Genomic DNA, 23,365 nt, shown 5'->3' with positions numbered 1-23,365 from the left:
TATTACGGTTTACTTGGATAGCTTCCTTGTGCAACCCCCATCAATACTTCATCAGGCATACGATGTGCATATAGCCCCATTTCATCTGGCTTGACAGCATAAAGCATCTGATACATCTGTGTGCAAGCGGAAGGACTAGAGGTATGAATATAAATTGTTCTTGGGAATTTACTTTGCTGAATCAACCAAATGACAACATCCATGCCCGTTTGCTTCGACATCCAACCCAAATCATGATCCAGAGATAAGATGTCTACTTCATATTCCTGAAGCAATGTAATGCATTCTTTCACATCTTTGGCTAATACAAATCCTTGGGGACAAGGACGCGAATCATCTAAGTATACATGAATCATCATCACATTTCCTTTCCAACAACGAATTTATGAACGCAATCTCTTCACGATGCGTGCCATCACTCCCAGTACTTGTCTCAAGTACAATAGGAATTTCTCGTACGTAAGGAGAGTGTAAGAGGCTTTGAAAATTCGAAATGCCAATATGTCCCGACCCAATGTTGGCGTGTCGATCACGGCGCGATCCCCATGGATGCACCGAATCATTCAAATGAATTGCTTTCAGATGAGGTAGATAATCTAGCTGATCTCCCTTGAACTCAAGCTCAGCCCAATCCGTTCCTTGCCAAAGCCTACTAGCGTAAGCATGACACGTATCTAAGCAAAAGCCAATTTTCTCAGGTTTATCGCATAGCTTACGAACTTGCACCATTTCTTCAAAGGTCAGCCCCAGTTGGGAACCTTCACCTGCTTGATTTTCAAGCAATATGAAAGAAGCTCCCGTGTAACCCTCAGTAGCACTATTCAAACATTGTATTATATTTTTGTAGCCTTGTAACGGGTCTTTTCCTGCATATTTACCAAAATGTACCACAAGTCCAACAGAACCGCAGGCATTTGTAATGTCTAGGCCATTTCTAAGTAAGTTAACCATGATCTCGCGTTCAGTCTCATCTGCAGCGGGATTTAATGCATAAGGAGCATGCCCGATAGAGATAATGCCATTTTCCAAACACAATTGAGCACACGCGTTCGCATCTTTATGATCGATAACTTTCGTAGCCAAACTACGCGGATTCATCGGAAAATATTGAAAGGCCTTTGCACCCATTAAAAGGGCAGTTTTGGCTGCATTCAAATATCCACCTCGCGTTCTTACGTGTGCTCCGATAAACATGTTCAATCCGACCTTTCACTTCTGACAATGGGCACAATAAAAACATTTGCGGCTTGTGACTTCGGTTTGAATGATAGGCCTCCCACATCGGAAACAGGGCTCATCTTTTCGATCATAGACACGACATTTCGGATTATATTGTCCTGTTAAACGATCTCCCATGAATAAAGGTTCTTCCATATAGCCACCGACGGCAATCGCTTCACGAAGTAAAGCCTGCATAGCTTGGTAGAGCTGATGTAGTTCATTTTCGGTAAGAGCGTGTACCTTTCGCAAAGGGAGCAGCCCCGCTTCAAAGCAAATCTCATCGGAATAACAATTCCCTATTCCTGAAAGTACAGTTTGATCCACAAAAGTCACTTTCAGATTTCCCCGCTTAGGCCTCAATACATTTCGAAATTGAATGAAGTTAAGTTCGAATGGCTCTGGTCCAAGCTTTTGTAAGAGCGTTTGGATTACCTCTGGCGTGTGAAGATGCAAGTAACCTAAGCGCAAACCAATAAAACATAAACTCTTTATTCCTAAATGAATCTCCACTTGAATTGTGCGATCTGGTTTCTCTTCTTGGGTACCAAAGAACATCCATCCGCCAAGCATCAGATGTAACAGTAAAACTTCACCTGTAGCCAAATGAAATAGTAGGTGTTTGGCTCTGCGCTCAATCCGTACAATCCGATTGCCGATAAGCTTCTCTGCGAATTCTTCAGGAGCTACATTCAAGGATTTCGGGCGTGTCACATCGACTCCCGTAATCGGTACACCAATGATTAATCGTGTCAACTGCTGACGATACGTTTCCATTTCCGGAAGCTCAGGCACGAGAGAACACTCCTTGCCATTTTTATAACTTGTATAACCAATTGGCGGTTTGCGTAAACGCGTTCTATGGAAATATGGCTACAGTTCTTAAATTAAGCCCTCGCTGACGTAAGTGGGTTTTGGTGCCTTTTTGCTTCTTCTCGTTATTTTCCTAGTGTCCGAAGATGATGAAAATGAATCTGCTTGCGCTCGTAAACTCATCTCTTTCTTTCGCATTTTCTGTTGCAAACGTGCAAGCCGCTTCTCCCAAGCCTCTTCAATCTCATTGATTTTCTGATCACCTCGATGAAGCGCACGTCGCCGCCAAAGCCGTGCCCACGCTTCTTCTGCATAAAAGACAGCTTGGCTCAAATCCTTCTCGCGGTGCTCATAGTACATAGCAAGCTCTAAATACGGCTCTAGCTGTAACGAAATACTTGCAGGTTTAAGTAAAATAGCCTGTTTCCACAGCTCGAGCGCACGGTTATATTGACCAATTTTTTTATAGTAGTGGGCCAATTGAAGCAAGGCAGTTTCTTGTTCAGCTGACTGCACGGAAGCCTCGTTATTTAGTAATTTCTCGTATAACACATTAAAATATTGCTCTGCCTTGGCAGGCCTTGCCATTTTGTCGAGCCAAAGTCCTGTTCGAAAGAGTTCTTCCACGTCAAGATTGGAAAAAAGATCGGACTCATTCTCATCTGGGCGCAGCAAATTGCCAAAATGGACCGTCAACGCAGCCAATGTTACAATATCGTGTTCGTTATGAATAAATACACCTTGAAGAACAGCTGGATCCTTCTCAGCTAAATATTGAAAATATAACGCTGGAGCCATCGACCCTGGTACATCATCTACGCGTTCAAAACCTAATCTGCTCTCTTCCACCTTACTCAACCGACAAGAGGGTAGCGTATTACGCCACAGACTTCGTGAAGCATAAAGAAGATCAAGCTGAAGCAGCTCCGAGTCATCTAGCTTCAGACGATTAAGAACGAATCGATTCTTGAGAATCGGCCAATCGAACGTACGACCGTTATAGGAGACGATATGCGTGTATCGTCCTAACAGTTCTTGTAAGTACACCAGCATTGCATGCTCCTCAGCTGGATTACGTATCATGAGCTGTTCTACCGTGAACAGCTCGCCCGTATAGTACCCGATGCCGACCATGAACGGCACGTTGCCAGCACCGACGCCGAGTCCGGTAGTCTCGGTGTCGAAGAAGAGCAGTTCTTCGAGCCGGACGACGGCGTCTCGCTCGTGAAAGCAGGACAGCTGCGCAGCAACATCGGCGAGCTCACGCAGCCGATAGTTGCCGTGCACGCTGTCCGCGCCGTACTGGCGGCGCCGCATGACGAACGAGCCCGCTGGGCTCGTCGCAATATGGGCGCCGAGCTGCGCCCATTCGCCCCCTGCCTCCGGCGGGGGCGGCGGTGTTACACCAGCCGCTGCGGGTCCCCGCAGGCGGCCGAGCCTTTCGCGGAGCCCGCTCATCGGGCACCGCCATCGAGCTCTGCGAGCAGCTCCAGCGCGAGCTTCTTGCCCAGCAGGCCGACCTCTTCGATCGGCCCAACACAGGCCGGGCAGCCGCTGATGCAACCGCAACTCTTGATCAGGCTGCGCGCCTGATCCATCAGCTGTCCGTGGACCTCGTACAGCCGATCACTAAGCCCCACGCCGCCTGGGTAGCGATCGTAGAAGAACACCGTCGGCAGCTTGCTGTGCACTGCCTTCACTTGCGGAACGACCCGAATATCCATCGGGTCGCACATCAAATAGAGTGGCGCTAGATGCGCCAGGACATTAGCAATGCCAAGCAGCGCATGCTGCATGTCATTGGCCGATCGTCCTGCCGCCATCGCCTCGTCGAAAGTGAACCAATAGGAGCTCGTATGAAGCTCCTCTTCTGGCAATCGAATCGGCCCCGAGCCGATATTCTCGTGCGTGCGCAGACGGATTTTCTTGAAAATCGTTGGCTGCGCATTCACAGTCACCTCGCCGAGTTGACGAAGTAGACCACCAACACGACCCTCCCGATTCACGTGAAGCACCTTTAGCTGTACAGCCATACTCGCATCCGTGAAATAGTCCACATTCACTTGCCTCACGAACGCTTTCTTCTCTTCGTAATCCAACTTTTCTACTTGGAATTGTATGCCTTCATGTATATAAATAGCCTCTTCATGAATCAAGGTTGGCGCACTGAAACGATCACATTCCCCAATCACGCGATGGCCATTAGTCATATCTATAATGACAAAATTTTCTTGCGCCGCAGAGCGTAATGAAATGTTATGCGCAGGAAACGACTGTTCCATCCAATACCAACGATTATTGACTTGGTGCAGCACCTGCTCCTCAGTCAAGTACTCCAGAACATCGGTGAGCGACTCCTCCCCGAACTTCTCATTCGCTTCGAAAGGAAGCTCATAGGCCGCACACTTCACATGATCCACGAGAATGATCAGGTTATCGGGATGGATGCGCGCTTGCTCTGGCGGACGCTCAAAGAAATAGCGCGGATTCTGGATCAAATACTGATCCAGAGGATTACTGCTCGCGACGAGAATCGTCAGCGAGGTTTCCTGCCGCCGTCCGGCGCGCCCGGACTGCTGCCAAGTGCTGGCTATCGTGCCAGGATAGCCATTAAGCACGCACGCTTGCAGCTGACCAATGTCAATGCCCAGCTCCAGCGCGTTTGTGCTCACAACGCCGCGGATTTCCCCGCTGCGTAAGCCTCTTTCGATCTCCCTGCGCAGCTTCGGGAGATATCCGCCGCGATAGCCGCGGATTGACTTGCTTCCAAGCTCGTGACTTACGAGCTCTTGCAAATAGGTCAGCAAGATCTCCACACGCACGCGGCTGCGAGCAAATACAATCGTCTGGATCCCACTTCGCAGCAAATTGCCTGCTAGCGTGCGTGTTTCCAAGACGGAACTTTTACGAATTCCCAGCTGTTGATTCACAACAGGCGGGTTATAGAATACAAAATGCTTCTCACCTGCCGGCGCACCATTATTATCAATTAATGCAACGGTTTCACCGATCAGACGCTCAGCGTGCTCTTTCGGATTGTCTATCGTTGCCGAAGCACAAATAAATTGCGGATTTGAACCATAGAAGCGGCAAATCCGTTTCAGCCTGCGAATTACATTCGCGACATGACTACCAAATACACCCCGATAGGAATGAACTTCATCTATCACAATGTAATTTAAATTCTCGAACAGCTTCACCCATTTGGTATGATGCGGGAGGATGGCGGAGTGCAGCATATCTGGATTCGTGACGACAATATGTCCTGCATTTCGTATCGCTTGCCGAACTGTTGGTGGTGTGTCACCGTCATACGTATGCGTCTTAATATCCACGTCCATAAATTCGATCATTTCCTGCAACTCTGCTACCTGATCTTGCGCCAGCGCTTTAGTAGGAAATAAATAGAGCGCTCGCGAAGCGTCGTTCTCCAAAATCTTCTGAAGAACGGGCAAGTTGTAGCAAAGCGTCTTCCCAGACGCTGTCGGAGTTACAGTAACAACATGATTGCCTGCCGTCACTTGGCGAAATGATTCCGCCTGATGCGTATATAATTGCCCGATGTTTTTATGTCGAAGCGCAACACAAATACCCTCATGCAATCCTTCTGGAAAATCAGCCAGTTTCGGATCTCTTGGGGGTATCGTATGCCAATATGTAACTTGTTGCATGATTTCAGGCGATTTACGCAACCCGTCAATCATCTCTATCATTGAAGAAACCTTACCTGTGAAAGGATTCATAAACCGAATCTCCTTACCCATTTCGTTTCTTCCATTTTACAGAATATACGTTCGCATGTCTACATCAAATCAGCTGAATCATCATAATCGTATCGTAGGCCATCATGTTCACTTGTGATCTGAGCTGTGACTGACAGCGCTTGGTTGGCACTTTCTTGCATTTTGAACAAAACTTCTTGATAGTCTCTCGAACGGTGCTCTTCTCGATCATGTTTCATGGCAGTTCTTAAAGCTCTTTCAATAATAATGACATCATGACTCGTGAAATTCACGGCTTCTCGCACCTCTTCTTGGTCCATCATGTTCACAACAACTATCTTTGCCAAATTGCGCCAATGGCATACAAGTCAACGAAAAATTGAGAAATTCGTAATCAAACTTATAATAAGGTAAAATTAGGATGAGATACACAATAAGGAGGAATAACTAATGTCCACATCATTACCTAATGAAATTGAAACTCATCGACAACCTGACCATGAAATTAATCCTCAGTTTCTTGAGCGTTGGTCCCCGCGTTCCTTCTCGAACCAAGAAGTCTCGGAAGAAGTACTGTTAAGTCTATTTGAAGCTGCACGTTGGGCACCATCGGGAAGTAATAATCAGCCTTGGCGTTTCATTGTTGCCCGTACACCTGAACAACTGGCTAAATTCCATACATTCATTAACCCTTTCAATCTTGTATGGTGTGAGAAGGCCCCTGTCCTTGCACTCGTGATCTCCCATACCAAAACACCTAAAGGAACGGACAACCCTAGCCACGCTTTCGATGCGGGTACAGCATGGGGTTACCTAGCACTTGAAGCGAATAATCAAGGACTTATCACACACGCAATGGGCGGGTTCGAGGCTGACCAAGCACGAGAAACTCTGCAAATCCCAGCGGATTATCAACTTCACGCTGTTATTGCTATCGGTTATCGCGGTCCTGCGGATGCCCTTCCTGAAAAATTGCAAGAACGTGAAATTCCATCTGGAAGACGTGAAGTAAGCGAGTTTGTTTACGCAGGACAATTCGAGTAATACCTAATCTGTTAACGACAAACAGGACATCACTTTATGACAAGTGGTGCCCTGTTTTGTTTCCACCCTTAATACGGTGATTCAATTTTATCTACCTTCGATTTATAAGAAGGATCGAAATAAGTAGTAAAACTTAGATTTACCGTAATTTTCTTGTTTGCCTCTTTCGGTAAATTACCATAGTTGACAGCATCCACATTGATCAAACGCGGCAGGGATTGCAACTGTGTGAGCGCAGCTGAAATTTCTTTAAACGTTCCATTTAAAGTCGTTGTTACTTTAATCTCACGAATATTCGGAAAGGCATTCTTTTTCGTCGCTTCTGCTGGCTGAGCCGATTTTTCATTCATACTGTATGCAATACTGCTAAAAGTAACGTTCTGATCATTTTTAATTTTATTTAAATCGAGTGTTAATTGTTCTGTATTATCCCACAGCGGAAGCGCGGCCTGCACATCTTTCATTGATGGACCTGGGTTTGATTTTTGCTTTTCACTCACTTTTTGCGTAAGGAGTTGAATTTGTTTATCTAGATTGCTGACTTCATTCGCTTGATTCTTCACTTTTGTTGAGGAAGGAATTTGTACAAAGTAATAAAAGGCGAATAGCCCTAAAAAAAGCAAAACGGCGACAAAAATTAGCAATGTTTGTTGATTATTTTTGTTGGACATTCGTTGCTGCAGCCCCTTTCACATCCGTCGTTGCAGCCTTATTCGCAGAATCCTTTGCCGCTTCCTTTTTCAAAGAAATGGAATAATTCACGACATATTGCTTATCTCCTGATAAATTCACGTTTAAGTCAGTTCTATCCTCAGTTGACGAACTACTGTCCGCAGCGCCATTCAATGTTGTTTTCCCATTCACGGACTCTGTGATGGATTGCAGCAACGCATTCTCCCCAAAGGTAAGTTTGCGAAGATCATACAAATAACGCGCTGAATCTTCCATTTTAGTAAAAAGAACGGTTAACGATATCTGTGAATCTGCCGAGTAGGCCATCGTAGTGATGCGACCGTCTACCGGCAAGGGCTTCATCAGATCATTTGTTATCACGACCACATCTTTACGAGAAGCTTTCATTGTAGCAATGAAATTGGCTGGATCGGAGGAAAGCTCCGGTTTCACCAATAATTTTGCCTCTAGGATCGCTTTATTCTGATTCAACTGAACAAGCTTGGAAGTGTTTGCCTTCATTTCTTTACTATTTTCCCAGTAGGTGTAACCACTAATACCCATGCAAGCGATCCATGCAACGACAAAAATCCACAGAACGAACAGCTTAATTCGAGTCTCTGTTTTCCGATGCGGCTGCAGATTAATGTAAGCATTTCGCTTTGAGAACATAGCTACACCCGCAGCTACACGAAATGCATTGGCATTGAAATCTTTGAATCGGCTTTTGGTCAAAGTATCAAAATCAACAGTATCTACATGAAGTTCAGAAAGCCCCAACTGAAGTTCTCTATGCAGTTGAATTCTAGTCTCATTTGCCCCCGTTACGATGATATGCGAAATTCGGCTTGCCCCTTCTTGAATGCTGTATTGATAAAAGCTCAACATTCTTGATATCTCGGCAATTATTTCGCCAACCTGATCGGAAGTAAGTTCATCTGTATCCATGGCAGCATGATCCATTAACGATATCGTACGCATGAAGATGGGATTACCATATTGCAGCATATACACTTCAAGTGAATTTCTATCCAATGAGATTAGCATTGATTCATGGATAAAATCTTGCTGATGCGCAGAAATCGCTCTGGCAAGGGCTGTCGCTGATATTTCAACGGCTCTGACATGAATGCCTGCATCTTCAAAGACGTCCACATAGCTCTGGATTAATTTCTTAGGTGCAGCGAACACCAGTACTTGTGTACTCTCATCATCATGTCCGACCTTAATGAAGTCATAAACGGGATCTTCAAAAGGTAATCGGAGTGCCGTTTCTACCTCTAGCTCTACAAGCTGGCTAAGTTCAGCAGCCTTAATGCTCGGAATACGCATTTTACGAATAATAATTTGAGACGTTGGGATTGCAAGAGTGGCCGAAGCCCCACGAATTTTCTCCGTTTTGACCCAATGTTTTACTTGCAAACTTAATGACTCTGAATTCATAATATGATCTTCAACAATAATGCCTGGTGGGATTGGCAAATAGCCGCTAGTCCCTATCTCCCACGACTTTTTCTTCTTGATCGTTACATATCGGACACCTGTTTGATCAATTGTGATCCCGATTCGTTTATTACCTAGACCGAACATGTCCATCACATCCTGCTATCCGATTAAATTAAGGTACGCTTGTATAAGATCCGATCCATATCCATATGAAATAAGAATGCCCACTGCCAAATAGGGGCCAAATGGTACCGGTTGTTTTCTCTTAATGATGTTTAACAGCAGCAGTAATCCACCAATGAGACTACCGATCAGACATGCTAAAACAAAAGCCACAAGGATATGGGGCAAACCTACGACAAAGCCGCAAACCAACAGGAGCTTGGCATCCCCCATTCCCATTCCACCGCGCGTTATAAGGGAGATCATGACAACAATCCCGCATCCAATTACAGATCCAAGCACATAACTCCACCACGCCTGTCCATCTGGCACAAGAACTCTCACGACTACACAAATAGGAAAGAAAAAAAGTAAAACTTGATTCGGTATTCGCATTACAGTTACATCCGAAATCGTAATAATAACTAATAAACTTACCAGTACAAAACCTACTAACACTTCTGCTGACAGACCCACATGCACGTACACCCAAAGGAATAATAAACCCGTTGCAAGCTCTCCAATTGGATATAAAATGGAAACCCTCGCCTGGCAATACTGACATTTTCCACGGCTAAAAAGATAGCTGATCACCGGGATCAGATCCTTCTTTTTCAATTGCGTTCCACAGGATGGGCATGCGGATGGCGGCTTGACGATGGATTGCTTCGCTGGCACGCGTAACGCAACTACGTTAAAGAACGAACCTAGAACAAGACCAAGGATGAAAACATAAATCGCGATTAAAATCGTCATGTGTTTGGGTCGCTTTCGTTTGATTTTAAAAAAGGAATCGGAATGGACCGATTCCTTTTTTGAATGATTTTAGTTTTTCGTTCCAGAAATAACAGTATCTAATGCAATATCATCAGGAGTCTTGAGTATTACAGGAGTTGCAGAACCTACTTTTGTAGTTAATTCAAAATTAGTCAGCTTTCCTACAGAACTAAATTTGAGTTCACCAGCTGTTATTTTAGCTTTTGTACTCGGAATTACAAGTCCATCTGGTAAGTACCCGCCATCGACAAGTGTACTAAGACCTACTGTAATGTCAGCCGTTATATCACCTTTCTCAGCTGTTATGTACAATCTCGAAGCCTCGTAAATCTGATGATAGGTAGCTGCATCTGCACTAGCTTTGGACTTATCAATTACCCCCAAAATATAAGGCACCGCAATCGCCGCAATAACCGCCAAAATAACGATAACCGCCAATAACTCAATCAACGTAAAGCCTTTCTCTTCCTTTTTCAAACGATTCATCATTTTAATTAACATAATCTCTACCTCCACATTTTTATTTAACTTAAATTCGAATACATACTGAACATCGGCAGCATAATCGCTGCAACAATCCCACCAACAAGTCCTGATAACACAACGAGTAATAGCGGCTCTAACAACGATTTCAAACGATCTACCGTATTCTCAACATCCATTTCGTAGAAATCCGCAATCTTTTCTAACATTTGATCCAAAGAACCCGTTTCTTCGCCAATGGCTATCATCTGAGTAACAAGCGGTGGAAAAACCCATGCTTGTTTGAGTGGTTCCGAAAGTGGGTTCCCTTGACGCAACGACTCCGCTGATTTACGAATAAAACCACCGATCACCTTGTTGTCTACCACCTCTTCTACGATGGCCAACGACTGTAACACAGGAACAGCACTCGCATATAGCGATGCTAGCGTTCTAGTCATCAATGCTACTGACCCTTTCTGCTTCAACTTACCGAATACCGGAACTTTAAGCTTCAAATAATCAATCGCATAAGCGCCTCTAACGTTGCGTTTGGCAACCTGATAGACGAGCACTATAGCCAATATTGCGACTAACCACATCAGCCACTTATTCTGAATGCTGTTACTCAGAGACAACACTATTCGTGTGATCAGAGGCAACTCTGCATGCAGGGATTCAAATGTACTTACAAACTGTGGCACAACTGACTTCAAGAGATAGATAACAGCAACAATCGATAATCCGCCAACAGTTGCTGGATACGTCATCGCCGACTTAATCTTCTCTCGCGTCACGTGCTCTTTCTCGAAGAATTTGGCTAAACGATCTAATGTCCCTTCCAAATCTCCGGTCTCCTCACCTGCTCGAACCATGTTGATAAACATTGCAGGGAAAATCCTTTTGTGCTCCGATATCGATTGGGAGAATGAAACCCCCTTAGAGATACTCGAAGCTACTTCGATTAACGCTTTTTTGAGTGCTTTACTTTCGGTTTGAGCCGCCAAAATACTAGTAGCCTCTACGATATTTACACCCGCTCGGATCAATGTAGCAAATTGGCGGCAATAGACGATAAAATGAATCGTTTTGACGGGATTTCCGATGTAAATCTCCGTCTTTAACGCTTTGAATTGCTCCTCTTTCACAGAGAGAACGATATACCCTTTTTTACGAAGCTCATCCACGGCAGTCGGCTTATCAGAAGCCGTTATTTTACCTTTATGCTGCTTGCCACTGAGACCTCGTACTTCATACACGTACTCAGACATTACATGACACCACCTTCAGCAAGATACGCTCTTGCTGCTATCGGATCTATGAGCCCCTGCTGGATTTGTTCTTTGATCGCCATCTCTAACGTATGCATGCCTTGATTCTTACCTGTTTGCATGACGCTCTTGATCTGATGTATTTTCTCCGAACGAATCAAATTGCCCACAGCAGGTGTATTAATCATAATTTCCGTTGCGCAAGAGCGTCCTTGGCCACCTGGTCTTGGGAATAGCCTTTGCGAAATGACGGCAACAAGAACAGCAGCTAACTGAACGCGAATTTGTCCTTGCTGATGGGCAGGAAACGCGTCGATAATCCGGTCAATGGTTTGTGGGGCATCCGATGTATGTAACGTTGCAAAAACCAGATGTCCTGTCTCGGCAGCAGTAACTGCTGCAGCAATGGTTTCAAGATCTCGCATCTCCCCTACCAAAATAACATCAGGATCTTGACGCAGCGCAGCTCGCAAACCATTCGAAAATGATTTGGTATCACTCCCGACTTCCCGTTGATCAATAATCGATGAGGCATGTGTATGGAGAAACTCGATTGGATCTTCGAGCGTGACAATATGCTTTTTCTCTTTGCGATTGATGTAATTGATCATGGCCGCTAAGGTTGAAGATTTCCCGCTTCCTGTCGGTCCTGTTACGAGCACTAGGCCCTGCGGTTTTAACGCCAACGTAGAAATAATGGATGGCAGCTGCAACTGTTCAAGTGATGGTATCGCAGTAGGAATTGTACGAATCGCCACACTAACTCGTCCTCTTTGACGATAGGCATTAATCCGAAATCTCGAATGCCCTTCTAGCTCGTAGGAAAAGTCAATCTCACCCGCTTCTTGGAATCGCTCGATTTGTGCGGCACTTAATAAAACTTCCGCCATCGACCGCGTTTCATCCGCCGTTAAAGCTACTTGTCCGACCAATTGCAGTGTTCCATGTACACGTAATACGGGAGGAGACCCAACAGATAAATGTAAGTCCGAAGCTTTCGTCTCGTGAGCTTGCTTCAGCAAATCCAATATTTGTACTAACGAATTAGACATGAAGTCCACCTCCCTTCATTTTAGTAAGCAACAGTCTCACGAATAACTTCTTGCAAGGTTGTGATACCCATTTTCACTTTCTCTATGCCATCATCCATCAATTGAATCAAGCCATGCTCTTGCGCTACTGCTCTCATTTCTTGAACAGTTGCTTTATTACTGATTAATTGACGTAGTTCTTCGTTTACCACGAGAATTTCGTGAATGGCGAATCGACCTCGATATCCCGTTCGATTACAGTTGCCGCAACCAGCGCCTTTATGTAATTGATCCGTACTAATACCTTTGTTTTTCATAAAAATTGATTCTTGTTCCGTTGGTACATAGGCAACTTTACATTCTGGACAAATTCTTCGAACTAGTCGCTGCGCGACTACACCAATCAAAGACGAAGCAATTAAATACGGTTCAACTCCCATATCTCTGAAACGCGTAATTGTACTCACGGAATCGTTCGTATGTAGGGTGGATAGTACCAAATGACCTGTCAACGACGCTCGAATGGCGATCTCAGCAGTTTCTGAATCACGAATCTCGCCGACCATCACGATATTCGGATCTTGCCTCAGAATCGAGCGCAGCCCTGCAGCGAAGCTTAAACCAATCGTAGGATTTACATGAACTTGGTTAATACCTTGCAATTGATATTCGACAGGGTCTTCAATCGTAATAATGTTCGCATTCTCTCGATTCAAGTGACTAAGTGCAGAGTAGAGGGTCGTTGTCTTTCCACTTCCAGTGGGACCCGTAATCAGCAAGATTCCATAAGGCTGCTCAATCATTTCTCTAAATACACCCATGTTCCGTTCACCAAAGCCAAGCTGGTCTATCGGTTTAACACCTGTGGATAGATCAAGTAATCGAAGTACAATTTTCTCGCCGTGAATCGTTGGTAAAGAGGACACACGAATATCAACATGTTTAAAATCAACTTGCATTTTGATTCGACCATCCTGAGGCAGTCTTCGTTCAGCAATGTTCAGCTTGGCCATAATTTTCAACCTTGCCGTAATAAAGCCTTGCATCTGCTTTGGAATGACACGTTCCGTTCGAAGGTGGCCATCCACCCGATAACGGATCACAAGACTGGTTTCACCTGGATCCACGTGAATATCAGATACTTTCAACTGCACAGCTTGCTGGATCATCTGATTTACGAGTCTAACGATCGGAGAATCCTCGTCAGTGATTTCTGTTTCTTTGATATCTTCCGTCGTAGGCATATCCGTCAACATTTGACTCATTGAATCTTGGAGACCGTAATGCCTCGCAATTGCACGCTGCAACTCATCTCTACTCGTGATTGCCGGTTCAATACGATAGCCCGTACTCATGCGCATTTCTTCGATAGCAAAATAATCAAGCGGGTCCGCCATCGCGACCATTAGCTTTCCGCCATCTTTAGTGAGGGGAATGGCTTGGTAACGCCTTGCCATACTTTCTGGAATGATTTTTGTAATCTCAGGGTCAATCTGATATTTGAACAAGCTCACATGTGGGATGCCGAGTTGAAATTCAAGAACTTCAATTAATTGTTGTTCGGTGATATAGCCTTGCGTGATTAGCAAGTCACCTAGTTTTTGTTTCGTTTTCCGTTGTTCTTGAAGCGCTTCTTGAAGTTGAGCCTCCGAAATAATTCCACTATCGACTAGCAAATCACCTAATCTTTTTCTAAGCAGTGCCATACCCATCAGCTCCATCCCTGGTTACGAGGTAAATAGAGTTGTCATTTACCCAAACGATATAGGCCTTATTACCTATAATATAATTCTATTGACCTATTATACATCATCAAAGTCATATAGTGAATACACATTCTCGTGTTTATTTGAAGATAATCCCCTAAAATCGACAAGTAAATAGGTATTTAAAATTAAAATATAAATTATTCACAATTTTTTTCGATATTATGTACACAAACTGTATCTATAAGTAGTAAAATAGTCCTATATATTTCATGAGTATTTAATAATAGAGGAGATGATCGATTGAGGACCTTATATAAAAGAATAAGTTTTGTATTAATTGCCACTTTACTCGCATCGATGTTTAGTTGGTTTCAAGGATCATCGTTTACCCAGACAGCAGTTGCAGCAACGGGAGATTCGGTTACAGTTAGTTTGCAGACTTCTAATAACAAGTTTGTTTCGGTCGATACAAACGATAACTCTAAATTAAAGGCCAACAAAACTAATCCTTGGTTTAGTGAATTATTTGACGTCATCGATCAGGGCGATGGTAATGTAGCTTTAAAATCGCGTACAAACAATCGTTATATTAGTGTTGGTTCTAGTGAAAATAACTCCATACAAGCATCTGCAAATACCGTTGGAACGGCGGAGAAATTTCAACAGTTCACTAATACTGATGGAACAATTTCTTTCAAATCTTTATCCTTTAATTTTCTCAATTCACCGAGTAATAATAATCCCATAACTCCAAACACTTCAACTGCAAATGCTGCCAAATTCAAAGTAACTTATTTCGATCTCACTAAACCCTTAAAGGTTCTTGAAATCAAAGATTTGGAGAAACCATCGAGCGGAGAAGCAAACTCAGTTATTTCCGATTTATCTTCCATTTTGGGAACGAACACAAGCCTTCAGCTTGAAACGATGAGTATCAAAAAGTTCGTCGCACTTCGTGATGAATTGGATGGGAAATATGATGCTATTTATTTCGGTAATAGCTTGTTCAATCCCACTTCTGAAACAGGAAATAATCATAATACGCGATATGAAGAAAATGACATTACAAACTTAAAGGCGACCGAAATCACCGAGAAATACATTAATAAAGGACTGCCCGTTATCGTTTACAGTGATTCCACACAGAAACGCGGAGCTCTATATCAAAGCTACTTGAATCCCATTAGCAATCGCGGAAAGCTATTCAACTTATTTAATCCGTATAATACAACTACTCCAAAGAGCAATGTTATTTTCGTAAATCAAACTGATTTAGCATCAACTACTGCTTTTCTGACCAAAACAAATCTGCTTATGAACGCCAATGTAAGACCTCAACTCAATTTAATATCCGCACCTACGGACTACACCAACAGTATAAATAGAAACGCAACATATACCGCTGGCGATACTTTAACTTATACATTCAACGTCTCCAATGTACGCAATCTCGCGCAACGCAACCTAGTAGCGAATCTTTATTTGGGCACTGACAGTGTCTTGAGATTCAGCGCATCGAACATCGTTCAAACTGTACCTGTAACTGCATTAACGAACAACACAATTAGTTTCACACTACCCAAAGGTTATTCTGGCTTATACTACTGGCGGCTAGAGCTTGTAGACCAGACCAGCACAGGAAAGCTGAAGGATACAGCATCTGGCGTATTCCGCTACAAGGACCAAAAACCGACGATTAATGTACTGCAAGTGTTACCGAACTCACAATCTACAGCTTTAACAAGCAGCTTACTCAAAAGTACGAACATGAACCAAACATACTTGCACTCAAGTGATTATGATATTAATCTTTCCGTCACTGATTTCAGCTCCTTTAATTCGACGATCTACAGTACACTAAATAGTAAATACGATATGGTCATATTCGGTTTCAATGATTCCTATAATGGAACGGGCGATATTTCTAACACCGCTGCCGAGGCTGTCAAATCCTTCATTGCTACGAAGCAAGGAGTCATGTTCACGCATGATACGGTATATCAAGGGAATCAGACATGGATTAACTATTTCCAATCAGCTACTGGGCAAATTGGTCCAATGACGAACATGGGGCTCAATGCACCTCATACGTCTACGTCTACTGTCAAAGTAAATGAGGGTCTACTTACGCAATTCCCTTTCTTTATTAGCGATATGACAACTGCGGTTGCGACCACACATGATCAATATTTCCGACTCAACTTGGACGATCCAACTGTCATTCCGTGGTACAACATTAAAGGGGACCCCCGCGATATCGAAGACAGCTGGAACCATTACTATACCTACTCCAAGGGGAACGTAACATATTCAGGAACAGGACATAATTTCGTAAATACAACAACAAATAGCTCCTTCCCAGATTGGGAACAGAAGCTGTTCGTAAACACGATGTATCGGGCCTTTATTGGTTCCAACCATAAACCTACATTAGACATTTTGTCACCAGCCGCTTTCAGCGATAACTCCAAAAACTATATCTCAGCAAATAGCGATATTTCCGTCAGCTTCAAGCCTGATGATTTGGATTTAGATGATAAGACGGTCACATCTACAGTAACGTTTACTTACCAAAAAGCGAATGGTTCAACGCAAGTAGATACAGTTCTGTCCAATTTAGAAAAACCCAAAGGAGAAACCGTCACACGAACTTATTCAAATCCATTGGCTAATCGAGGTGGAGACCTGACAATTACTGTTTCTACCGTAGATCCAAGTGGTGCAAAAGAAACCAAAAGTGTGTTAGTCAAGGTTATTACTTCTACGGGATTGAATCCGACGCGGACCCTATCAAATGATCGTGTTGAGAAAAACACGCCAGTTACGATTCAATACGCTGTAACACCAATTGCAATGGATTACAATACGGCCATTAATGTGGGCGATCTTACCATTAAAAGAATCCATTTTAAAGAAAAGTTGCCTGCAAAATTAGAAATCATTAACATGCCAGCAGGATTCTCTAAATCCGGTACTGTAGCTACAGGGTATACAATTGAAGGTAACTTACCAGACATTCCTTATAGGCAAGTCGGAACCAAATTCATAGGGGATAATAGTTTATTTTCAATTCAAATACAACCGCTAGACAACGGTAATTACTCTTTAACCAATGCGACTTTGAGCTTTAAGGATTACAGTACTGCAACTGAGCAAACTATTCTTTTTACAAACCGTTTACTGACGGCTTTCACGAAATTAACAAGTTTAGCCTTAGATGGATTAACCATCGCGAAGGACGACAAAACAAAGTTAATCCCAAAATATCAACCAGATGATGCCACATTTATAAGAGATACGGATTACACATGGTCATCGAATGCACCATCTATCGTAAGCGTCGATGACACTGGCATCGTAACTGGTAACCAAGCCGGTACTGCCAACATCACGGCTGTTTCGAAAGATGGAAGTGGATTGCAAGCCACAGCCACAGTGACTGTCATCATACCTGGCCTAAATATCACAGGTCCATCTGTGGTGAATGTTAATCAACCCATTGAATTAAGATCTGTGCTTGTAACCGCAAATGAAAATATCAAGACCATTTACTGGCAATCATCCAATGACACCATCGCTATGTTCAGCGAGATTACAAATACCCAGAATAATGGTGTCCTTTGGGGGAAATCACCTGGACAAGTAGTCGTTACCCTTACAATAACAACAGACAAAGGAAAGACTTATAAACAAACGTATGGCGTAACTGTCTTGGCTCCCGTCACTTCTTTGGACCTTGAAGGCGAGACAAGATACGAAGTCGGTGACTCATCCATCTTACATGCCTACTATCAACCGGGTTATGCAACTAATCCATCATTTGACTGGCATTCATCGGATTCTAATGTAATTGAAATCTTGCAAACAAGCTCTAATACAAGCTCTAATGAAGGTCTTGCAACGATCAAAGCTAAGTCGGCTGGAAATGCAACAATTACCGTAAGCGCTCGTGATGGAAGTAATCTGTCCGATCAAATAGAGATCCGTGTCATTGATCCTGCGATTTCCATTAATACTCCTGTACAAATAAAAGTAGAGGATACCCCAGTAACGTTACAGGTATCCACTGAATTCATTCACCAGGTTCCCATTAAGAGCACTTGGAAATTAGATGATGTTAATCAGTCTATTGTTGTATTTAAAGGTGATGCCATTCTTACAAGATCCATAACAGGTGCCAAAGTAGGTACGGTAACAGGGACAGTTACGATTGATACTAATGAAGGTAAGCAATACTCAGCGAACTTTCGAGTAACTGTGGAGAATCCAGTTAATTCCGTTTCCATTAAACGTCAAGTTAATGGCGAACCTGATGAGAGGGATAACGCACAGAGTACGATTTCCGTTGATAAAGGTTCATCTGTCAATCTTACAGCTCTCATTCAGCGTCCAGATGCTGTTCACACTGGATTTAAATGGTTCATCATCAAAGAAGCTGGCTCAACTGGCTCCGCGACATTAAATACAGACAGCACCCAGAACGTTACTCTTACGGGAGATACGAAAGGAACCATTAAAGTAAGAGTTCTCGTTGGCGGTAAAGAAGATATTAGAAACGTAGCTATTATACAAACGTTAACCAATATTAAATTACCTGATGGGCCCATTCGTTTAGTCCTAAACACGGATAAAAATACATCAGACATCTGGTCTCAGACTGTTATTACGCCAACGAAATGGCGCGATGAGCTCAAAGACCGATTAGAGTGGATCATCGCTGACCCTACTATCGTCTCCCTAAGCAACGGTGTTGTAACAGGGACGAAAGCAGGCACTACGGATGTAACTCTTAGATACCTTGATGACCAACAGATATTAGGTACGGTTCGTGTCATTGTACAAAAGCAATTTGATAATCGGTATTAATTCCGATTATGCCACACAGAAAAGGCTATACCGAGGAAAACTCGGTATAGCCTTTTCTTTACATCGATTAGTTCTAATGCGTTTGAACTTTCTTACTTGTTTTCAGGTTAATCCCTCTTACACGTGGAAGGCCAACATTCTGGTTAGTGAAAATGTCCTGTTTGTAATCAATGATAAAACGTGAAAATTTTTGATCATTGGTTTGCCCTAAAGCAACAATTTTAGAGTTTATATCCGGCTCGGTATTTCCTCTTAAAGCATTAATCGTTAGATCTCCCCTCGCAAAGAATCCGCCTTTTATCCAGAACACTGAGCCTACTCCATACAACTCAGCATCATCCTCTGTATAAAAGAAAGCATCTAGTCTAGTAATATCATTACTTGTACTAGGATATCCAGAAGATGGAAGAGGTTTAAACGAATTCACACGAGTAATTAATATTTTACCCTTTGACATGAGCAACAACTCTTTATTGTTAAGACCTTTAATACTCGCATCACTGATTTCCACACCAGTGGTAATTTTCAATGGAACAACACCCGCTTTACTATCCGAAGAAGTCGCTTGATAATTACTAAGCGAAAAGATCGTAGCATCAATATCGACGTTCCCTTGAATATTCACATTCCCTGTAACTAGAATATTCCCTCTGATTTTTATTGGCGAATTGTCTGCTGTAGGCTCGATGTTTAAGTCACCATCAATAATGAACCAATTGCTATTACAATAGGTTTCTAAACAAGGAGCAGCATTGGATAAATGTCCTGTTCGGCTCCCCTTCGCATCAGGGGTATATATAAGTTGCGAAAATGTTCCCCCTATGCCCATATTAAAATTACCTTTATAGAGCACAGTAATTCCGCCTAGCTCAAATGTGTTTATCGTATCGATAAACGTTTGGAGCTTAGTATTATAGTTTTTGACATCGTCAACTTCTGGATTGAGTGGCAAACTTGGTAACTTCTGCGGTTCAGGTAAACTATCATCGATATAAGTTATTAAATTAGGGATACTTTCATAATACTTTGTTTGGACAAGTGTTCGTAAAGCACTATCCCCGTTTAGAGCCTCCGTTACCTTATCAATAAATGATTCATCCATATTTAGCTGAACAAAGCTTTCCTTTGACTTAAATTGCACATTATCTTTCTCCGTGTTCAGTACAACAGGGATTGTTGTTACACCTGAGTCCGACGTATGACTTATAGACACATAATTGTTAGTGCAATCTATTGTTCCATTCTTCCCATCACAATAGGTGAATTTATCAAAGGATTGTACAAAGGCTCTTCCATTTAAAACCGGAAACTTTGTTGACTCACTTTTTTCATTCGGGTCGTTATAGAGATAGTTAGCTTCATTTTTAATTTTCAGTTTATCACCCGCGTACAAATCACCATTCAGAAAATAAGGTGAACCATTTAGAATGAGATTACCTTCCGAACCCGCAGCATAATTCAGCATATCCGGATACGTATTAATCTTTATTTGCTGTTCAAGTGTCCTTTTCACGCCGTTTACGGTAGCTGTAGCTTCTACGAGGACGACAGGTGGGTTACCGCTGACACTTGCATTAATCACAGGTTTCTCTTGATATCCCGTCTTCATAATATTCCCATTAATTTTGGGCAGAATATCATCTCTAATTTGATAAGATATCGCATCTGGACTAATATCCTCACCATCTAAATTAGCTTTAAGAATTGCTACTGCTTCATTCAATGCTTTCTCAGCAAGATGTAAACTTTGCACATCCCTTTGCTTTGTTTCCGTTCTTATCGCCCCGCCTAAACTTGCGCTAAGAACAGCCATACCCAGCATAGTAAATACAATAATCATAAAAAGAACGATTAACAGTGCTGCACCTTGTTCATCTTTCCAGCGATTCATGAGTTCCCCTCCTAGAATCCAAATCGACTCTCTGTCGTTATCTGATGTAGTTGCTGCTTCTGGTCACTCTGTTGAAGTACAAGAACAATACTGATTAATCCATCCGTACACGAGGTGGCCCTACCACAATCCAATTCGATTTTGGAACCCGCCAACAAGTGTGACTTCAGATCTGAAATAGCTCCTATCCCCTCTGCATCGGTATCATTCTTGATAAAGAGGGTCCCATTTTTTATTAGAATTTGTTTATTAGGTACTGTTTCTGTAACGAATGTCCCCTTACGTTCTAACGTTAAACCATTATCATCCACATTGCTTTGAACAGAAGTTGGACCATAAGTATATAACTCGGACATAATAGTCGACATGAGGATGTCTGCTTCATCACGCAAGGAATTCTCAACTGTCACTTTGTTGTAAGCCGTAAACCCAAAGGTGATAACACCATATATCGACCCCATAACAAGAGATAGTATCGTTAAAGTGGCAATAAGCTCTATCAAGGTCATTCCCTGATCATTTTTAATAAAATTAGCGAATTTGCTCATTGATGACATACCCCTCTACGAATGCTTCATTTCTCCGATTGGGATCTGACGCTGATTTAACATTTACGCGAATTGGAATCAAATATTGATTCCCTTTCCCCTTTAGTTCACTTTTTTGTGAATTTTCCTGATCAATATTTTTTTGATAAGTAATGGTAATTTCATAATCCCGTCCATTAATATTCGGCGACAAAATGTTCTGTATACCAGAGAAGTTAATTAGATAGTCTCTTTTTTTACTTTGCGAACAATGTAAAGCACTGTCATATGAGCATCCTGCAAACGTAATAACTGGATTCTCGTCTTCCACTTCGTCTACATTAGCAAAATAATCCCTCACATCCGTAAAGCGCTGCTTTTCCATATAAAATAAAGCGTTACGCGCCAAATTAACCATCACAGTCTTATTCTGATTACCTTTGTTAAACGACATGGCGTTGATGAAAAAGGACATCATAGCAAGTGAAGCCACCGACAGAATGACAGTTGCAGCTAACACTTCAATAAGCGTGAAACCCTCATCGTTCGCTTTTCGTTTATTCATCTCTATCGGACTCCCATTTCTCATAAAATTAATGTACCACAACTATATACCTAGGACTATTGTACCATATTTTCAATCGCAACAGCCATTCCCCTTCTTATAAATTGACAACTTGGGCATATTTCGTATGAACTACCTACAGCAAAAAGCCCCACTCCACAGAGGAATGAGACAGTAAAAACTAATTTTACACGTACGGTGGGTCCCATGCCTTTTTGTCCATTCCGATCCGATCACTCACCACATTCATATTACCATCTAGGTGTACGTCCACCCCGAAGGAAAACTTCCGTTTGTGCCAGAAACGAATGTCTCGCCACTGAACCTCATAACCGCCATTCTTTACTTTCCAACTCACGTAAATATTTTGAGCATAATGCAGAAATGATCGTACACCTTCTGTGCCCATGGTTGCTTTCACGATTGGATGAGAGCCCTGCGAATTGTAATTCTTCCGGCTGTACTGCTCGAGGACGATAACCTTGCCTGAGCGAAGTTCACCTAGAAAAAAACTAGTCTCACTTTCATAAATAAACTGCCAGTAAAACCAACTTAAACTGGGTACAAGACGACAAACGCCTGTAGTTAACTTTAACTCGTTCTGTACAAGCTTCACCAAGGCTTTCCGCTGAGAGGCTTGCGTGGCAATATACAAAATCGTAGCCGCAAATATCAGCGCATACATCTCACCAATGTGACTGCCTGCCTCGCCTCGCCAAACGACAAACCATAAAATGGCACCTACCGCGTGTAGGACAAACAGGAAAGGATCATAGAGACAGAGTGTATCCAGATGAATCCACTTTTTCGTAAAAGGCCGCAAGCACTGGACTCCATAGACATTCAACGCGTCTAACCCAACATGGCAGACCACTGCTAGAAACGTCCACAGAAATAAGCTAAAATAATGCTCCCATACACCAAACACCGCGGCGAGCGGCAAGCTAATCAATAGCGGCCATATGAATAATGCTGGCAATGAATGTGTCACACCTCGATGAATGCGAACATAGCTGCCATATCCTCGCAAGCGGGCTACTGTATCAAAATCTGGTGCATACGACCCCACTAAAGTCCCTGCTAGAATTGCCTGAACTAGCGTTGGCTCTTGAACAACGCCAGGTGCCAAACACGCAAGTCCTGCAAGGCTAATGCCAAATAATAAGTGGCTTCCTGAATCCATTCTGAA

At 42.9% G+C, this 23,365-nt stretch carries 19 protein-coding genes; 2 read left to right on the top strand and 17 right to left on the bottom strand.

Features of this window, described 5'->3' with window-relative positions; genetic code table 11:
* Nucleotides 1-2: 2 nt before the first annotated feature.
* The 6 genes from HQN88_RS30545 to HQN88_RS30520 all read right to left on the bottom strand — a co-directional run bounded on the left by HQN88_RS30545 (nt 3) and on the right by HQN88_RS30520 (nt 6,082).
* Complete coding sequence (locus tag HQN88_RS30545; RefSeq protein WP_337995165.1) at nt 3-359, bottom strand: cyclic-phosphate processing receiver domain-containing protein; 357 nt, start codon at nt 357-359, stop codon at nt 3-5.
* On the bottom strand, nt 334-1,194 hold the full coding sequence (locus HQN88_RS30540) for a deoxyribonuclease IV (protein ID WP_173119389.1): 861 nt from the start codon (nt 1,192-1,194) through the stop codon (nt 334-336). The genes HQN88_RS30545 and HQN88_RS30540 overlap by 26 nt, the downstream gene beginning before the upstream one ends.
* A 15-nt stretch (nt 1,195-1,209) precedes the next feature.
* Nucleotides 1,210-2,013, bottom strand: coding sequence for an Fpg/Nei family DNA glycosylase (locus HQN88_RS30535; RefSeq protein ID WP_173119387.1), 804 nt, complete (start codon nt 2,011-2,013; stop codon nt 1,210-1,212).
* 87 nt (nt 2,014-2,100) lie between these two features.
* Nucleotides 2,101-3,489, bottom strand: coding sequence for a ribonuclease H-like domain-containing protein (locus HQN88_RS30530; RefSeq protein ID WP_173119385.1), 1,389 nt, complete (start codon nt 3,487-3,489; stop codon nt 2,101-2,103).
* Nucleotides 3,486-5,774, bottom strand: a complete 2,289-nt coding sequence (locus tag HQN88_RS30525; protein WP_173119384.1) for a DEAD/DEAH box helicase — start codon at nt 5,772-5,774, stop codon at nt 3,486-3,488. The genes HQN88_RS30530 and HQN88_RS30525 overlap by 4 nt, the downstream gene beginning before the upstream one ends.
* A gap of 59 nt (nt 5,775-5,833) precedes the next feature.
* Nucleotides 5,834-6,082: a hypothetical protein gene (locus HQN88_RS30520; protein WP_173119382.1), complete on the bottom strand. Its 249-nt coding sequence runs from the start codon at nt 6,080-6,082 to the stop codon at nt 5,834-5,836.
* Nucleotides 6,083-6,203: 121 nt separating this feature from the next.
* On the opposite strand from HQN88_RS30520, the gene HQN88_RS30515 reads away from it, so the two are divergent.
* Nucleotides 6,204-6,797, top strand: coding sequence for a nitroreductase family protein (locus tag HQN88_RS30515; protein WP_173119380.1), 594 nt, complete (start codon nt 6,204-6,206; stop codon nt 6,795-6,797).
* 68 nt (nt 6,798-6,865) lie between these two features.
* Here HQN88_RS30515 and HQN88_RS30510 read toward each other — a convergent pair whose 3' ends face one another.
* From HQN88_RS30510 to HQN88_RS30480, 7 genes are all read right to left on the bottom strand, one after another.
* A complete protein-coding gene (locus HQN88_RS30510) occupies nt 6,866-7,468 on the bottom strand; it encodes a type 4a pilus biogenesis protein PilO (RefSeq protein WP_173119378.1) in 603 nt (200 codons plus the stop codon).
* Nucleotides 7,452-9,059 carry a pilus assembly protein PilM gene (pilM, locus tag HQN88_RS30505; protein ID WP_173119376.1) on the bottom strand — a complete coding sequence of 536 codons (1,608 nt, stop codon included), beginning with the start codon at nt 9,057-9,059 and terminating at the stop codon, nt 7,452-7,454. The genes HQN88_RS30510 and pilM overlap by 17 nt, the downstream gene beginning before the upstream one ends.
* Before the next feature lie 15 nt (nt 9,060-9,074).
* Nucleotides 9,075-9,833: a prepilin peptidase gene (locus HQN88_RS30500; RefSeq protein WP_173119374.1), complete on the bottom strand. Its 759-nt coding sequence runs from the start codon at nt 9,831-9,833 to the stop codon at nt 9,075-9,077.
* 69 nt (nt 9,834-9,902) lie between these two features.
* On the bottom strand, nt 9,903-10,355 hold the full coding sequence (locus HQN88_RS30495) for a type II secretion system protein (RefSeq protein WP_173119372.1): 453 nt from the start codon (nt 10,353-10,355) through the stop codon (nt 9,903-9,905).
* Nucleotides 10,356-10,378: 23 nt separating this feature from the next.
* A complete protein-coding gene (locus HQN88_RS30490; protein WP_173119370.1) occupies nt 10,379-11,587 on the bottom strand; it encodes a type II secretion system F family protein in 1,209 nt (402 codons plus the stop codon).
* A complete protein-coding gene (locus tag HQN88_RS30485; protein ID WP_173119368.1) occupies nt 11,587-12,639 on the bottom strand; it encodes a type IV pilus twitching motility protein PilT in 1,053 nt (350 codons plus the stop codon). The genes HQN88_RS30490 and HQN88_RS30485 overlap by 1 nt, the downstream gene beginning before the upstream one ends.
* Before the next feature lie 20 nt (nt 12,640-12,659).
* The gene (locus tag HQN88_RS30480) at nt 12,660-14,324 is read right to left on the bottom strand and encodes a GspE/PulE family protein (protein ID WP_173119366.1); all 1,665 of its coding nucleotides are present in this window, start codon (nt 14,322-14,324) and stop codon (nt 12,660-12,662) included.
* A gap of 303 nt (nt 14,325-14,627) precedes the next feature.
* Between HQN88_RS30480 and HQN88_RS30475 the strand changes: the two genes are divergently transcribed.
* A complete protein-coding gene (locus tag HQN88_RS30475) occupies nt 14,628-19,193 on the top strand; it encodes an Ig-like domain-containing protein (protein WP_173119364.1) in 4,566 nt (1,521 codons plus the stop codon).
* Between the two features lie 73 nt (nt 19,194-19,266).
* Here HQN88_RS30475 and HQN88_RS30470 read toward each other — a convergent pair whose 3' ends face one another.
* The 4 genes from HQN88_RS30470 to HQN88_RS30455 all read right to left on the bottom strand — a co-directional run bounded on the left by HQN88_RS30470 (nt 19,267) and on the right by HQN88_RS30455 (nt 23,359).
* Nucleotides 19,267-21,084: a hypothetical protein gene (locus tag HQN88_RS30470; RefSeq protein WP_173119362.1), complete on the bottom strand. Its 1,818-nt coding sequence runs from the start codon at nt 21,082-21,084 to the stop codon at nt 19,267-19,269.
* An 11-nt stretch (nt 21,085-21,095) separates the two neighbouring features.
* Nucleotides 21,096-21,632 carry a PulJ/GspJ family protein gene (locus HQN88_RS30465; protein ID WP_173119360.1) on the bottom strand — a complete coding sequence of 179 codons (537 nt, stop codon included), beginning with the start codon at nt 21,630-21,632 and terminating at the stop codon, nt 21,096-21,098.
* Nucleotides 21,616-22,176: a type II secretion system protein gene (locus HQN88_RS30460; RefSeq protein ID WP_173119358.1), complete on the bottom strand. Its 561-nt coding sequence runs from the start codon at nt 22,174-22,176 to the stop codon at nt 21,616-21,618. The genes HQN88_RS30465 and HQN88_RS30460 overlap by 17 nt, the downstream gene beginning before the upstream one ends.
* 187 nt (nt 22,177-22,363) lie before the next feature.
* Nucleotides 22,364-23,359, bottom strand: a complete 996-nt coding sequence (locus tag HQN88_RS30455) for a metal-dependent hydrolase (RefSeq protein WP_173119356.1) — start codon at nt 23,357-23,359, stop codon at nt 22,364-22,366.
* Between the last annotated feature and the right edge of the window lie 6 nt (nt 23,360-23,365).

Origin of the sequence: Paenibacillus qinlingensis (assembly GCF_013204845.1) — a bacterium.
Classification (GTDB): domain Bacteria; phylum Bacillota; class Bacilli; order Paenibacillales; family NBRC-103111; genus Paenibacillus_E; species Paenibacillus_E qinlingensis.
Note: the sequence above shows the minus strand (reverse complement) of the source record. Positions and strands in the feature narration are given on the sequence as shown.

What these genes read in the sequence shown, in the direction of transcription:
- HQN88_RS30540 (WP_173119389.1), bottom strand. Translation starts at nt 1,194, where the DNA reads ATGTTTATCGGAGCACACGTAAGAACGCGAGGTGGATATTTGAATGCA.
- pilM (WP_173119376.1), bottom strand. Translation starts at nt 9,059, where the DNA reads ATGTTCGGTCTAGGTAATAAACGAATCGGGATCACAATTGATCAAACA.
- HQN88_RS30485 (WP_173119368.1), bottom strand. Translation starts at nt 12,639, where the DNA reads ATGTCTAATTCGTTAGTACAAATATTGGATTTGCTGAAGCAAGCTCAC.
- HQN88_RS30460 (WP_173119358.1), bottom strand. Translation starts at nt 22,176, where the DNA reads ATGAATAAACGAAAAGCGAACGATGAGGGTTTCACGCTTATTGAAGTG.
- HQN88_RS30490 (WP_173119370.1), bottom strand. Translation starts at nt 11,587, where the DNA reads ATGTCTGAGTACGTGTATGAAGTACGAGGTCTCAGTGGCAAGCAGCAT.
- HQN88_RS30465 (WP_173119360.1), bottom strand. Translation starts at nt 21,632, where the DNA reads ATGAGCAAATTCGCTAATTTTATTAAAAATGATCAGGGAATGACCTTG.
- HQN88_RS30530 (WP_173119385.1), bottom strand. Translation starts at nt 3,489, where the DNA reads ATGAGCGGGCTCCGCGAAAGGCTCGGCCGCCTGCGGGGACCCGCAGCG.
- HQN88_RS30525 (WP_173119384.1), bottom strand. Translation starts at nt 5,774, where the DNA reads ATGAATCCTTTCACAGGTAAGGTTTCTTCAATGATAGAGATGATTGAC.
- HQN88_RS30510 (WP_173119378.1), bottom strand. Translation starts at nt 7,468, where the DNA reads ATGTCCAACAAAAATAATCAACAAACATTGCTAATTTTTGTCGCCGTT.
- HQN88_RS30500 (WP_173119374.1), bottom strand. Translation starts at nt 9,833, where the DNA reads ATGACGATTTTAATCGCGATTTATGTTTTCATCCTTGGTCTTGTTCTA.
- HQN88_RS30495 (WP_173119372.1), bottom strand. Translation starts at nt 10,355, where the DNA reads ATGTTAATTAAAATGATGAATCGTTTGAAAAAGGAAGAGAAAGGCTTT.
- HQN88_RS30480 (WP_173119366.1), bottom strand. Translation starts at nt 14,324, where the DNA reads ATGGCACTGCTTAGAAAAAGATTAGGTGATTTGCTAGTCGATAGTGGA.
- HQN88_RS30515 (WP_173119380.1), top strand. Translation starts at nt 6,204, where the DNA reads ATGTCCACATCATTACCTAATGAAATTGAAACTCATCGACAACCTGAC.
- HQN88_RS30470 (WP_173119362.1), bottom strand. Translation starts at nt 21,084, where the DNA reads ATGAATCGCTGGAAAGATGAACAAGGTGCAGCACTGTTAATCGTTCTT.
- HQN88_RS30455 (WP_173119356.1), bottom strand. Translation starts at nt 23,359, where the DNA reads ATGGATTCAGGAAGCCACTTATTATTTGGCATTAGCCTTGCAGGACTT.
- HQN88_RS30545 (WP_337995165.1), bottom strand. Translation starts at nt 359, where the DNA reads ATGATGATTCATGTATACTTAGATGATTCGCGTCCTTGTCCCCAAGGA.